The organism is Kitasatospora sp. NPDC058162, from assembly GCF_042884005.1.
Taxonomy (GTDB): Bacteria; Actinomycetota; Actinomycetes; order Streptomycetales; family Streptomycetaceae; genus Kitasatospora.
Genome location: NZ_JBHVUS010000026.1, coordinates 47,236 through 60,985 on the forward strand (window position 1 = coordinate 47,236; position 13,750 = coordinate 60,985).

At 72.6% G+C, this 13,750-nt stretch carries 10 protein-coding genes; 7 read left to right on the plus strand and 3 right to left on the minus strand.

From position 1 onward, the window contains the following. Positions 1-297 precede the first annotated feature (297 nt). From ACFVXG_RS33140 to ACFVXG_RS33155, 4 genes are all read left to right on the plus strand, one after another. The gene (locus ACFVXG_RS33140) at positions 298-1,680 is read left to right on the plus strand and encodes an ABC transporter substrate-binding protein (protein ID WP_387932869.1); all 1,383 of its coding nucleotides are present in this window, start codon (positions 298-300) and stop codon (positions 1,678-1,680) included. 158 nt (positions 1,681-1,838) lie between these two features. Then, positions 1,839-2,861, plus strand: coding sequence for a carbohydrate ABC transporter permease (locus ACFVXG_RS33145; RefSeq protein ID WP_387932871.1), 1,023 nt, complete (start codon positions 1,839-1,841; stop codon positions 2,859-2,861). After that, positions 2,858-3,802 carry a carbohydrate ABC transporter permease gene (locus ACFVXG_RS33150; RefSeq protein WP_350507790.1) on the plus strand — a complete coding sequence of 315 codons (945 nt, stop codon included), beginning with the start codon at positions 2,858-2,860 and terminating at the stop codon, positions 3,800-3,802. The genes ACFVXG_RS33145 and ACFVXG_RS33150 overlap by 4 nt, the downstream gene beginning before the upstream one ends. A 210-nt stretch (positions 3,803-4,012) precedes the next feature. Then, on the plus strand, positions 4,013-5,725 hold the full coding sequence (locus tag ACFVXG_RS33155) for a DUF4153 domain-containing protein (RefSeq protein WP_387932873.1): 1,713 nt from the start codon (positions 4,013-4,015) through the stop codon (positions 5,723-5,725). A 113-nt stretch (positions 5,726-5,838) separates the two neighbouring features. On the opposite strand, the gene ACFVXG_RS33160 is transcribed toward ACFVXG_RS33155, so the two are convergent. Next, a complete protein-coding gene (locus ACFVXG_RS33160) occupies positions 5,839-7,389 on the minus strand; it encodes an MFS transporter (protein WP_387932875.1) in 1,551 nt (516 codons plus the stop codon). Between the two features lie 256 nt (positions 7,390-7,645). Here ACFVXG_RS33160 and ACFVXG_RS33165 point away from each other — a divergent pair, with 256 nt between their 5' ends. The 3 genes from ACFVXG_RS33165 (at position 7,646) to ACFVXG_RS33175 (ending at position 10,099) form a co-directional block, all read left to right on the plus strand. Beyond that, entirely contained in the window at positions 7,646-8,422 is a 777-nt protein-coding gene (locus ACFVXG_RS33165; protein WP_387932876.1) for a TetR-like C-terminal domain-containing protein, read from the plus strand. 200 nt (positions 8,423-8,622) lie between these two features. Further along, the gene (locus tag ACFVXG_RS33170) at positions 8,623-9,321 is read left to right on the plus strand and encodes a ribonuclease HII (RefSeq protein ID WP_387932878.1); all 699 of its coding nucleotides are present in this window, start codon (positions 8,623-8,625) and stop codon (positions 9,319-9,321) included. Between the two features lie 100 nt (positions 9,322-9,421). Beyond that, a complete protein-coding gene (locus ACFVXG_RS33175; RefSeq protein ID WP_387932879.1) occupies positions 9,422-10,099 on the plus strand; it encodes a hypothetical protein in 678 nt (225 codons plus the stop codon). A 169-nt stretch (positions 10,100-10,268) separates the two neighbouring features. Here ACFVXG_RS33175 and ACFVXG_RS33180 read toward each other — a convergent pair whose 3' ends face one another. After that, positions 10,269-10,925, minus strand: coding sequence for a hypothetical protein (locus ACFVXG_RS33180; protein WP_387932949.1), 657 nt, complete (start codon positions 10,923-10,925; stop codon positions 10,269-10,271). Positions 10,926-11,354: 429 nt separating this feature from the next. Continuing rightward, positions 11,355-13,550 (minus strand): RecQ family ATP-dependent DNA helicase, encoded by a 2,196-nt coding sequence (locus ACFVXG_RS33185; protein ID WP_387932881.1) that lies wholly within the window; start codon positions 13,548-13,550, stop codon positions 11,355-11,357. Between the last annotated feature and the right edge of the window lie 200 nt (positions 13,551-13,750).

Consider the following 13,750-nt stretch of genomic DNA (forward strand, 5'->3'; position numbering starts at 1 on the left):
GGCCGGACCTCGACCAGACGATGCGTCGGACGGTGCGTCGGAAAAGCCCGCCCCGCCCGGTCTCCGGGCGGGGCGGTGGCGTCCGCTGCGCGCGGTCGGCGGTTTCGGAGGTCACGGTCCGGGCACCGGTGTGGGGGAAGGTCGACCAATGACCTTGGCGGCGGCGGAAGGCTGCGTTAACGTCGTCGGATCGGTTCGGCCGCCCGCTCGCCCAGCGATCCCTGCACGCCCATCTCCGGTACAGCGCAATGTCGTTCAGCCCACCCTAGGCAGCACGCCCTGGCGAGGAGGACCGCATTGACCCTCAATCCGAACGCGCCGTCCGCGAGTTACCGCCGTCCACTGGTGGCCGTACCCGCCCTGCTGGCGGCCCTGGTCCTGACCGCGGCCTGCTCGAACAGCTCCGGTGGTTCGGGTGGCGGCGGGGCGGCCCGGACGCTGACCGGCGACTGTGCCAAGTACCAGCCGTACGCGGGACATCCGGGCACCACGGTGACGATGTTCGCCTCGATCCTCAGTCCGGAGTCGGACAACCTGGAGAAGTCCTGGGCCGAGTTCAGCTCGTGCACCGGGATCAAGATCAGCTACGAGGGGTCCAACGACTTCGAGTCCCAGCTGCCGGTCCGGGTGGCCGGCGGCAACGCCCCGGATTTCGCGATCATCCCGCAGCCGGGCCTGCTGGCGCAGATGGTGAAGAGCGGCAAGGTGGTCAAGCCGCCCGCCCAGACCGTCGCCAACCAGGACAAGTGGAGCCCGGTCTGGAAGACCTACGGCTCGGTCGACGGCACCTTCTACGCGGCCCCGATGAGCGCCAACATGAAGTCCCTGGTCTGGTACTCGCCGAAGGCCTTCACGGCGGCCGGCTACGAGGTGCCGAAGACCTGGGCGGACCTCATGGCGCTCAGCGACCGGATCGCCAAGGCGGGCGGCCCCAAGCCCTGGTGCGGCGGCATCGCCTCCGGCACGGCCACCGGCTGGCCGGCCACCGACTGGCTGGAGGAGGTGGTGCTGGGTACGTACGGCGGTGACGTGTACGACCAGTGGGTCGGCCACCAGGTGAAGTTCTCCGACGAGAAGATCACCACGGCCATGAAGACCGTCGCCGGCTGGATGCAGAACCCGGCCTGGGTCAACGGCGGTTACGGCGACGTCAAGTCGATCGCCACCACCACCTTCCAGGACGCGGGTGCGCCGATCCTCACCGGCAAGTGCGCGATGCTCCAGCAGGCCTCCTTCTACGAGGCGCAGTGGCCCAAGGGGACCAAGGTCGCCCCGGACGGCGACGTCTTCGCCTTCCACCTGCCCGCCGTCAACCCGGCGATCCCCAACCCGGTCGAGGGCGGCGGGGAGTTCCTGGCCGCCTTCTCCGCCAAGCCCGAGGCGCAGGCGGTGCAGAACTACCTGTCCAGCTCGGACTGGGCGAGCAGCCGGGTGAGGACCGCGACCGGCTGGGTCTCGGCCAACCAGGGCGTGGACAAGAGCCTGTACACCGACCCGATCGACAAGCTCTCCGCGGAGGCGCTGACCGACCCGAGCGCGACCTTCCGCTTCGACGCCTCCGACATGATGCCGGCGGCCGTCGGCTCCGGGCAGGAGTGGAAGTCGCTGACCGCCTGGTTCGCCGAGGGGCAGTCGATCCAGAAGGTCGCCGCCGACATCGACGCCGCCTGGCCGAAGTAGCCCGCCCGTCCGGGCGTCCGGGACCACCCGCCGAGGGCGGTGCGGGGCCACCCACCCGCACCGCCCGCCCCTCTTCCTCCTTCCCTCCCTCCCGCTCCTGCTCCCTCTCCCTCACCCGCTTCCCCTTCCTGCTGGACGAACCGAAGGGATGTGCAGCCATGCCCGTATCCGGCTCCCCGCCGGGCGCCGACTCGCTGGCCGTCGGCGCCTGGGGCGACGCGGCGATCAAGTTCGGCAACAGCTTCGGCGCGATCGCGGGCTTCCTCGGCATCCTGCTGGTGGTCTTCCTGGTCGCCGGGCGCGCCCGGGGCCGGCTGGCCCGCCCGCTGGCCGTCCTGGTCTTCCTCGGCCCGGCGGTGCTGCTGCTGGCGGTCGGCCTGGTGGCGCCGCTGATCCGCACGGTCTACCTGAGCCTGCACGACAGTGAGGGCAAGGCTTTCGTCGGCGGCGAGAACTTCGGCTGGGCGTTCACCACCGACTCGGTGCGGAAGGTGCTGTTCAACACCCTGCTGTGGCTGGTGGTCGCGCCGCTGGTGGCGACCGGCCTCGGCCTGCTGCTGGCGCTGCTGGTGGACCGGATGCGCGGCCAGTCGGTGTACAAGTCGCTGATCTTCATGCCGATGGCGATCTCGCTGGTGGGCGCCTCGATCATCTTCAAGTTCGTCTACGAGGCCCGCGGCAAGGACCAGCCGCAGATCGGCCTGCTCAGCCAACTCGCCCACGCGGTGGGCTGGTCGGACCCGCCGAACTGGCTGCTCAGCCAGCCGCTGAACACCTTCCTGCTGATGGCGGTGATGGTCTGGGTACAGACCGGGTTCGCGATGGTGGTGCTCTCGGCGGCGATCAAGGCGATCCCGGACGAGGTGCTGGAGGCCGCCCGGCTGGACGGCGCGACCGGGGTGCGGCTGTTCTGGCACGTCACCGTGCCGATGATCCGCACCACGGTGATGGTCGTCCTGACCACCGTCATGATCATCACGCTGAAGGCCTTCGACATCGTCCGCACCATGACCGGCGGCAACTTCGGCACCCAGGTGCTGGCCAACGAGATGTACTCGCAGTCCTTCGCGCAGTTCGACGACGGGCGGGGCGGCGCCCTCGCCGTCCTGCTGTTCCTCGCGGTGCTGCCGCTGGTGGCCTACAACATCGTCCAGCTGCGGAGGGAGCGTGAGGTGCGGTGAGCACTCCTGAGGCGAAAGCCGTCAGCCGCCGTCCGGTCGTGGGGAACCCCGTGCGGAAGGCCTTCAGCAGTCCCTTGGCCTCGGTGTTCGTGATCGGGGTGACGGTGCTCTGGACGATCCCGACCCTCGGCCTGCTGGTCACCTCGCTGCGTCCCAAGCAGGACGTGACGAAGGACGGCTGGTGGAACGCCCTGCTCCACCCGGACTTCGGCCTCGGCAACTACCACGCGGTGCTGTTCGAGGGCGGCTCCGGCAGCTCCACCGGTCTGCTGCCCTTCCTGGTGAACTCGCTGGCGATCAGCATCCCGGCCACCCTCTTCCCGCTGGTGCTCGCGGCGATGGCGGCCTACGCGCTGGCCTGGGTGCGGTTCCGGGGGAGCGACGCGGTCTTCTTCACGGTGTTCGCGCTCCAGGTGGTGCCGCTCCAGATGGCGCTGATCCCACTGCTGCGGCTGTTCTCCAGCGGTGCGCACCTGGGGTCGCTGACGCTGATCCCGGCGGTGGACCTCAAGGGCAGCTACGCGCCGGTCTGGCTGGCGCACACCATGTTCGCGATGCCGCTGGCGGTGTTCCTGCTGCACAACTTCATCGCCCAGCTGCCGCGCGACCTGATGGAGGCGGCGGTGGTGGACGGCGCCTCGCACTTCAAGATCTTCCGTTCGATCGTGCTGCCGCTGTGCGCCCCGGCCCTGGCCTCGTTCGCGATCTTCCAGTTCCTCTGGGTCTGGAACGACCTGCTGGTCGCGCTCACCTTCGCCGGGGGAACGCCGGAGGTGGCGCCGATGACGGTCCGGCTGGCGCAGCTGTCCGGGTCGCTCGGCGGGCGCTGGGAGCTGCTCACGGCGGGGGCGTTCCTGTCGATCATCGTGCCGTTGATCGTCTTCTTCGGCCTCCAGCGGTACTTCGTCCGCGGACTGCTGGCGGGGTCGGTCAAGGGGTAGGGCGGGCGGCTCCGGTGGTGAGCTGCGGTGTCAGCGGGCCGCGGGATCTCCCCGCCAGTGGCCCCGGGTCTTCTGAACGCGTTCAGAACCAACTTTTGAACTTGTTCAGAATCGTCTACAGTCGGCGACGGCAGGGGCGTCGAGAACGCCCGCCCGCGGACCGTCCGGAGGACGGTTTCCCGCATGCCCGCCGACCACCGAGGGGGACCCATGTCAGGCCCGTCCACGCCTGCCCCGACCGATCCACTGCCCGCCGCCGACCACGACCTGTCGGTCGACCACGGTCAGTCGGTGGATGCGGACGCGCAAGCCGACCCGGACGCGCAAACCGACTGGGACGCGCAGGCCGACCCGGATGCGCAGTCCGTTCCGGCCTCGCCGTTCGACATGTACCGACCCGCCGGCCCGGACCGCTCGCCCGGCGCGCCCGCGCCCTCCCGCGGGGACCGGCTGCGCGGCACCGACCCCGATCGGCAGGCTGCCGCCACCCCCAAGGTCCTGCTGTCCGCCCTGCTCACCGGCCTGCTGACGGCCTGGCTGCTGTACGACGGAGTGGGCGCCAACCTGCTGATCTGGGGCGCCGCCACGGCCGTCGTCGCCGGCCTGGTCGCCCGTACGGCAGGCCGCCGGATCCGGCCCTGGACGCTCGTCTGGAGCCTGCTGGCCCTCGCCCTGCTCGCCGTCCCGGCCCGCTGGGACGCGGGTTGGCCCGCGCTGCTCGCCTCCGGCTGCGCGGTCGGGCTGGCCTCGCTCGCCCTGCACGGCGGCCGCCGCTGGCCGGGGGTGCTGTTCGCCCTGCCCGCCGTGCTCTGGCAGCTGATCCCGGGTGTGGGCTGGGTCTGGGACGGCCTGGAGGGCCGGCCGCTGCCCGGCGTCGGGCGGATCGTCCCGGTGCTCAAGGCGCTCGCGGTCGCCGCCGTCCTGCTGACCGTCTTCGGCCTGCTGTTCGCCGGTGCCGACGCCGCCATGGCGGACCTGCTGACCGGCCTGATCCCCAGCTTCGACGTCCACCAACTGCCGGTGCGCGGGACGCTGTTCGCCCTCGGGACGCTCACCGCGCTCGGCTTCGCCCACATCGCGGCCGGCCCGCGCCGCTGGGACCGGATGGTGGTCCGCCCGGGCCGCGAACGGCGGCGGCTGGAATGGGCGCTGCCCCTGGTCGCGCTCAACCTGATGTTCGGCGCCTTCGCGGTGATCAGGGCGGTCGTGGTGCTCGGCGGCGCGGACGCCGTACTGGCCAACACCGGGATGAGCCGCTCCGAGTACGCCCGGCAGGGCTTCTGGCAGCTGAGCGTGATCACCGTGCTGACCCTGGTCGTGGTGGCCGTCGCCAAGCGCTGGGCCCCGCGCACCACGCCGGCCGACCGTCGGCTGGCCCGGATCCTGCTCGGACTGCTCTGCCTGCTCGCGCTGGTCGTGGTCGCCTCGGCCCTCGGCCGGATGTGGTTCTACGTGGACGCCTCCGGGCTCACCAGGCTGCGGCTCTGGGTGCTGGTGGTCGAGATCTGGCTGGGCGCCGTCTTCCTGTTGCTGATCACCGCCGGGCTCACCCGCGGCAGCGGTTGGCTGCCCCGCGCCGTCGTCCTCAGCGGCATGCTCACCGTCGCGGTGTACGGCCTGATGGGACCGGACGCGATCGTCGCGGAGCAGAACGTCGCCCGGTACGAGCGGTCGGGCCAGATCGACCTGCGCAACGTCCGAGGCCTCTCGGCGGACGCGGTGCCCGCCCTGGACCGGCTGCTCGAGCCGCAGCGCTCCTGCGCGCTGCAGCTGATCCGGCGCGACCTGGACCAGGACACCCGGCCCTGGTACGCGGCCGGCGGCTCGGTCGCCGGGGCCCGGCAGGTCCTGGCGGAGCGGCCGCTGGTGGAGAGGCCGCTGTCGGGGCGGGGGCCCTGCGAGTGGGCCGGGCTGGAGCCCTGACGGGGCTGGTAGCGGCGGCCGCGCGGGCTCGGAACGCCGCCGGGCCGACCGGGAGCGTGTTGCTCCCGGCCGGCCCGTGGCGATTCCGGTGGCCCGCAGGGGTCCGGTGCGGATCAGTGCATCGCGACGGCGGCGCTGTCGCCGCTCGGCAGGTCGCTCGCCTTCGCCTTGACGACGAAGACCGCGACCAGCAGCGCGACCCCGGCGAGCACCGCGCCGACGATGAAGCCGTGCGAGATCCCCTGGGCGAGCACCGAGTTGGCGGCGTCGGAACCCGGCGGGAAGTCGTGCTTCTCCATCAGGTAGGCGAGCTGCTCCTTTGAGGCGGTCTGCTGGAACCCGGGCAGCTGAGCCTTGAACTCGGGCACGGCGTAGTGCGCGAAGACCGTGGTCAGGATCGAGAGACCGAGCGAACCGCCGATCTGCTGCATCGAGTTGAGCAGGCCGGAGGCGGCGCCGGTCTCCTCGCCGGGAACGCCCGCGACCGAGAGCAGCATCACCGGGACGAAGATCAGGCCCATGCCGAGGCCGAAGATCACCGTCGGGGCCAGCACGCCGTCCACGTAGCCGCTGTCCTTGTGGATCTGCGTCAGCCAGGTGAGGCCGACGGTGACCAGCAGCGCGCCGCCCGCCATGAACGGCTTCGGGCCGTACTTGGCCTGGAGGGCCGAGGCGACCTGCGCGGCGATGATGATCGACACGCTGATCGGCAGGAACGAGACACCGGCCTTGAGCGGGCTGTACCCGAGCGGCCCCTGCACGAACAGGACGACGTAGAAGAAGATGCCGAACATGGCCGCGGCCAGGCAGAGCATCATCACCAGGCCGCCGGTGCGGTTGCGGTCGGCGAACAGGTGCAGCGGGGTGATCGGCTGGTCGGTGCGCCGCTCGATCACGATGAACGCGGCCAGCAGGAGCGCGCCGGCGGCGAAGGAACCGAGCGTCACGGGGTCCGACCAGCCGTCCGAGGCGGCCCGGATGAAGCCGTAGACCAGGCCGACCAGGCCGAGCGTCGAGGTGAAGGCGCCGGGCAGGTCGAAGCGGCCCGGGTGGCGCTCGGACTCGGCGATGTAGCGCGGCGCGGCGATCGCGATCAGGACGGCGATCGGCACGTTGACGAAGAACACCCAGCGCCAGTCCAGGTACTCGGTGAGCAGGCCGCCGGCCAGCAGGCCGATCGCGGCGCCCGAACCGGCCACCGCAGAGAAGACGCCGAACGCCTTGTTGCGTTCCGGCCCCTCCTCGAAGTTGGTGGCGATCAGGGCGAAGGCGGTCGGTGAACAGATCGCGCCACCGATGCCCTGGAGCGCGCGGGCGGCCAGCAGCAGCGTGCTGTCCTGGGCGAAGCCGCCCAGCAGCGAGGCCAGGCCGAACAGCAGCGTGCCGAAGATGAACACCCGGCGGCGGCCGAGGATGTCACCCGCGCGACCACCGAGCAGCAGCAGTCCGCCGAAGGTCAGCGTGTAGGCGTTGATGACCCAGGACAGGTCGGTGGTCGAGAAGTTCAGCGCGTCCTTGATGCCGGGGAGCGCGATGTTCACGATGGTCGCGTCGAGCACCACCATGAGCTGGGTGGCCGCGATGACGGCCAGGGTGATGTTCTTCCCCCGGCCCTGGCCGGACTTCGGCGGTGAGTTCTTGCTGAGCGTGTCGGAGATAGCCACGAATGTGCCCCCTGCTGGCTACGTGCGCGGTGCGGTGGGTGCGGGTGGGTGCGGTGGTGCGATGGTGCGGTGCTTGCGGCGGGTGCGTGAAGGGTCCGGCGCCAGGTGCCCCGGGTGCCCGGGATTGCGGCGGATCCGCCGGCGCGGACGGGCCGCTGCGCGTCGGCGCGGGCTAGGAAGGAACGGTGCCGTTCACTAATCTGGACGATAGCCTGGGGTTGATAGTGAACGCAAGCGTTCCTTAAGGATGGTGGCAATGGACCGTTTGATGCGGCGCCCGTCGGCGGACCGGGCGCCGGCGGGATCCGGGGACCCCGCGGTGCCGGAGGCGTCCGGCGCGCTCCCGCCGGTGCCGGTGCCGGTGCCGGTGCCGGTGTCGGCTTCGTCGGCGTCGGCTTCGGAGGAGGAGGCCGAGCCCCGCTGTCCGATTCGGGCCGCCCGGGAGGCGCTGGCACGGCCGGTGCGGCGTCGGGGGAAGGAGCTGGAGAACGCGATCTTCGAGGCCGCGCTCGACCAGCTCACCTCCGGCGGTTACGCGCGACTGACGATGGAAGGCGTCGCCGCTGCGGCGCGGACCGGGAAGGCCGCGCTCTACCGGCGTTGGACGTCGAAGGTCGAACTCGTCATCGACGCCCTGGACGCCACTCTGCCACGCCCCTACGGCATCCCCGATCTCGGGTCCGCCCGGGCCGAGTTGCTGCAGCTCATCGAGCTGTTCACGGATGCGATCTGCTCCCCGGCGGGTGCCGCCCTGCACGCACTGATGGCCGAGCTCTCCCAGCAACAGGCCGAGGTGTTCAAGGACTTCATCGTGCAGCGGGTGATCGGGCCGACCAAGGACACCATCCTGGAGATCCTCCGCCGCGGCGTCGAGCGCGGTGACGTCCGCCCCGACGCGGTCAGCCCGCTGGTCGCCGACGTCGTCCCGGCGATGCTGATGTTCCAGATGAAGGTCTCCGAGTCCGACCTGGCCCCCGACTTCGCGGTCCGGCTGGTGGACGACGTACTGGTCCCGATGGTCCGGCGGCCGTAGCCGGCCCCGGGCTGGACGGGGCGGGCGGGGTGGCCCCGGTGCGGCCCTGGGCGGTCCTGCCGGTGCCCCGGGGCGGGACCCCCGGCGGTCCCGGCGCGTCCGTGAGCGGGCTTAGGCTGGAGACCGCCCCACCGCAGGGGGCCGCCTGTCCGGCGGGGTCGCCCCGTTCGGCCGGGCCGCTTTGCCGAACGGAGTCCGTCATGCCCATCGTCCCGCCGACCCACTCCGTCGAACGCTCGCTCCGCCGGGCCGGCGCCAAGGTCGTGGTCGGGCTGGACGAGGTGGGGCGCGGCGCCTGGGCCGGACCGGTCACCGTCGGCGCGGCCGTCACCGGCCTGCGCAAGCCGCCGGAGGGGCTCACCGACTCCAAGCTGCTCACCGAGCTGCGCCGCGAGGCCCTCGCACCGGTGCTCGCCGACTGGGTCACCGCGTACGCGCTCGGTCACGCCTCGCCGCAGGAGTGCGACGACCTCGGCATGACGGCCGCGCTGCGGCTGGCCGCCGTCCGCGCGCTGGAGGCGCTGCCGGTCGAACCCGACGCGGTGATCCTGGACGGCAAGCACGACTACCTCGGCGGCCCCTGGCGGGTGCGCACGGTGATCAAGGGCGACCAGTCCTGCATCTGCGTCTCCGCCGCCTCGGTGCTCGCGAAGGTCCACCGCGACGGGCTGATGGCCGAACTCGGCGAGTCCTGCCCGGAATACGGCTTCGCGGACAACGCCGGCTATCCCTCCCCGGTACACCGCGCCGCGCTGGAGGAGTTCGGCCCCACCGAGCACCACCGGCTCTCCTGGGCGTACTTGGACGCACTGCCCAAGTGGCGTCATCTGAAGCGCGGTCGGGACGTCGTCGGGGCCGGTCAGGGATCCGCCGACGAACAGTTGACGCTCGGTTTCTGACGGTCCGTCTGGAATTGCCGGGGTGGGGGCGGCGGATGTCCGGTGCCCAATGGGTGGGGCGCCCGTGCGCGTTCGACCGGCATTTGATAGATATCCGGGTATGCCTGTCTTCCCCGAGGAGTCGGAGATTCACGAGAGCCTCCCGGGCCCCGGCGTTCCCTTCCCCCGCGAGTCGGACGCACAAGCCCTCCACGTGCCCGCCACCGGCGGTGCACCCGCCACCGCACCCACCACCGCCGCGCCCCTCCCGGTGCCCGGTCCCCGCCCGGCGCCCCCGCGGCCGGCACCGCCGCGTGCCGACCGTTCGGGACCGCCGCGCCTGATCCCCAAGCCCGGTCCGGCGCCTCGCCGCCCGGCCCCCGCCACGCCGCAGGTCGAGGTCCAGCGCATCGCCGCCACCCCGGCGCAGGCGCTCGACCGCGCCGACGAAGCGGTTGACCAGCTCCTGGACTCGGGCCGCGACCCGGGCGAGATCCTGGTGCTGACCGTCGGCGACGCCCACCCCTGGCAGCAGCACGAGCTGTCCTTCGGCGAGGAGCGCTACTGGGCGCAACTCGCCGAGGGCGGTGACGTGTTCTACGCGGACGCCGCGCTGGCCCGGCCGGTCCGCCGCGAGGTGGTCGTCCTGGTGGTCAACGGCGGCTCGCCCGCCCGGGCCGCCGAGGCGTACACCGAGGCGCTCGGCCGCGCGAACAGCCTGCTGCTGGTCTGCGGAGAGGCCGGCCCGGTTGCCACGGGGGCGGCCGGAGCCGCACCGGGGCGCCCGGTCAAGGCCTGACCGGAGCTCCGCCCGTCGTCCTCACTCCGGGCCCGGTGCCGTACGGTGCCGGGCCCGGAGTCCGTCCCGCTGCCGGCGCCCGGTGGCCGCCCCGCTGCTCGTCGGAGCCTCCCGGGTACGGCGGCCGCAGCCGCTCAGGTGCCTGCCGGTACGCGGCGGCCGCAGCCGCTCAGCGAGTACCGGTACGGCGGCCGGGCTCGACGGTCGTGACCCGCGCCGGGATCCACGGCGGTTCGGACTGCGGGGAGCGCGGCGGGGCGTCGACCCGCTTGGCCGCCTCGGCGGCCAGCTGCCGGGCCCGCTGGCTGCGCGGGGTGTCGTCGAGCACCGACCGTGGCGGCAGCTCCGTCACGGTGTGCACCGGCCCGTCCGCCCACGAACCCGCGTGCGGATTGCGTCCGCCCCGCCCGTCCCCGAGGATCTGCCAACCCGCCGGGGTGAGCCCGATGTACGAGCCGCAGCGCAGCCCGTGCAGCCCGGCCGCGTCCCGCAGCGCCCACATCCAGGCGCCGTCCTGTTCCGTCCAGCCCGGTGCGCCGTCGCGGCAGCGCAGCAACAGGGCCGTCCGGGTCGGCTCAGGCCGGCGCAGGTCGTGCGGGATGATCCGGCGCAGGTGCGTCAGCAGCGCGTTCCGGTGCTGCCAGCCGTCGGTGTCGTGTGGCCAGGGCGTGAACGAGGCCGAGGCGGCGAGGTGGTGGACCGCGTCCAACACCGCCACCACGACGGTGCCCGGCTGGGGCAGGTGGCGCTGGTGCAGCTCCAGGACGAAGTCGCGCGGATCGCGCAGCAACGGGATCCCCGAGGCGGTCCAGGTCTCCAGGTCCAGCGACCGTCTGGGCGCCGGACCTCCGGAGAGGGGATGCTGACCTCGGCCGATACCGTTGATCACGATCCTCCTTCCTGGCCCGTGGGCAGGCGGGTGCCTGGGTACGCCGAAGGGCGGATCCAGCGGACCGGGTTTCGGGTACCTCCCAATTCTCAGGGCAACGGGGCCAGAGCGGCAATGATGAAATGATGAACGCCACCCGATAGCCCATGTTCTGCCGGATATGTTCCACGCCGACCCGAGCCCGGTTCGGGTGGTGCCCGGCCGTGATCCACGCCGCGCGAAGGGCATGTCGAACCGTCGTCGGCATGGTGGGCACTCCTTTCTCGGGTCGGATCTCCGGTGTGATCGAAATCGCCCTGTCGGCTCCTTTCCGTTAGGCCATTCGAGTGAAGGCGGCTCTGGGAGCGGCGGCCGCCCGCCGCCGACTCAGCCCTGCACCGCCAGGACCAGCGGCAGCACCGCGTCGGCTCCTGCGCGGCGCAGCAGTCGGGCGGCCACGGTGACCGTCCACCCCGAGTCCACGAGGTCGTCCACCAGCAGCACCGGCCCGCCCGCGGCCGCCACCGCCTGTTCCAGCTCCGGCGGCAGGACCAGCGACCCGGCCAGCGAGTGCAGCCGCTGGGCGCTGTTGCTGCGGGCCCCGTGCGGCGGCAGGCCGCCGGCGTACTCGATCCGGCCGAGCAGCGGCATTCGCCCGATCTCGGCGATCCGCGCGCCGAGGCTGCCGACCAGCTGGGGCCGGGTCGAGGAGGCCATGGTCACCACGCCGACCGGCCGCTCCAGCCGGGTGCCCTCCGTCGTCGCGGGCCCGGCCCAGCCGCCGGGGCCGCGGGCCCAGTCGGCCAGCACCGCCACCAGCGCGTCCACCGCCTCGCCGGGCACCGGCACGTCCGGCGCCTGGTCGGCGAGCAGGGCGCGCAGCCGGTTGCCCCAGCCGATGTCGGACAGTCGGCCGAGCGCCCGGCCGGTCTCCGCCTGCTCGCCCGCCGGGATCCGGCCCTTCAGCGGCACCCCGAGCGCGTCCATCCCGGTCGGCCAGAGGCGGCGCGGCTCGAAGCTCACGCCGGGGCGGCCGAGCGCGGCCCGGGCCGCGGCCAGCGCCTCCGCGGAGACCTCCGGGGTGTGCAGCGGCCCGGCGCAGTTGTCGCACCGCCCGCACGGCACGGCCTGCTCGTCGTCCAGCTGGCGGCGCAGGAACTCCATCCGGCAGCCGGTGGTCGCCGCATAGTCGCGCATCGCCCGCTGCTCCGCCTCCCGGGAGGCGGCGACCTTGGCGTAGCGGGCGGTGTCGTACGCCCAGCTCTGCCCGGTGGCCGTCCAGCCGCCCTTGACCCGGCGGACGGCGCCGTCCACGTCCAGCACCTTGAGCATGGTCTCCAGCCGGGCGCGGCGCAGGTCCACCCGGGGCTCCAGGGCGGCGGTGGAGAGCGGGCGGCCGGCCTCGGCGAGCGCGTCGATGGTGCGCCGCACCTGCTCCTCCGGAGGGAAGGCGAGCGAGGCGAAGTAGCGCCAGATCGCCTCGTCCTCGCGCCCGGGCAGCAGCAGCACCTCGGCCCGGTCCACCCCGCGGCCGGCCCGGCCGACCTGCTGGTAGTAGGCGATCGGCGAGCTGGGCGAGCCCAGGTGGACGACGAAGCCGAGGTCGGGCTTGTCGAAGCCCATGCCGAGCGCGGAGGTGGCGACCAGCGCCTTGACCCGGTTGGCCAGCAGGTCGGCCTCGGCGGTGCGGCGCTCGGCGTCCTCGGTGCGGCCGGAGTAGGAGGCCACCGGGAAGCCGCGCTCGCGCAGGAAGGCCGTGACCTCCTCGGCGGCGGCCACCGTCAGGGTGTAGACGATGCCGGAGCCGGGGAGCCGCTCGAGGTGGTCGGCCAGCCAGGCGAGCCGGTGCGCCGGGTCGGGCAGGGCGAGCACGCCCAGGGTGAGGCTCTCCCGGTCGAGCGGGCCGCGCAGCACCAGCGCGTGCTCGTCGGTGCTGCCGGTGCCGAGCTGCTCGGCGACGTCCGCGGTGACCCGGGCGTTGGCGGTGGCGGTGGTGGCCAGCACCGGGACGCCGGGCGGCAGGTCGGCCAGCATGGTGCGCAGCCGGCGGTAGTCGGGGCGGAAGTCGTGGCCCCAGTCGGAGATGCAGTGGGCTTCGTCGACGACCAGGAGGCCGGTGGAGGCGGCGAGCTTCGGCAGCACCTGGTCGCGGAAGTCCGGGTTGTTCAGCCGCTCGGGGCTGACCAGCAGGACGTCGACCTTCCCGGCGGCGACCTCGGCCTGGACCTCGTCCCACTCCTCGGTGTTGGCGGAGTTGATGGTGCGGGCGTGGATCCCGGCCCGGGCCGCCGACTCGACCTGGTTGCGCATCAGGGCGAGCAGGGGGGAGACGATCACCGTCGGTCCGGCGCCGCGGGCGCGGAGCAGGGCGGTGGAGATGAAGTAGACCGCGGACTTCCCCCAGCCGGTGCGCTGGACGACCAGTGCGCGGCGGTGGTCGACCACGAGGGCCTCGATCGCCGTCCACTGGTCCTCGCGCAGGCTGGCGGCGGGGCCGGCCAGCTCGCGCAGGACGGCCTCGGCCCGCGCCCGGACCTCGGCGCGGTCGGCGGTGGCGGTGGTGTGGATGTCGGGCTGCTGCATGGCGTCGATGTAACCCCATGCCGCCGACAAGGGGCGAATGCGGAGGGGAGGGCGGAGTGGAAGGCGGGGTGTATTTCATCCGCTGATCCGCTGAACGGTCGCCAAAATCCACTCTCCGGAGTGGGTTTTGTGTGCTCCGGTCGAGTGAAGGAAAAATCGGGGGCCGAGTTATCCACAGGAAAAAAGAAAGTTCCGGGGTC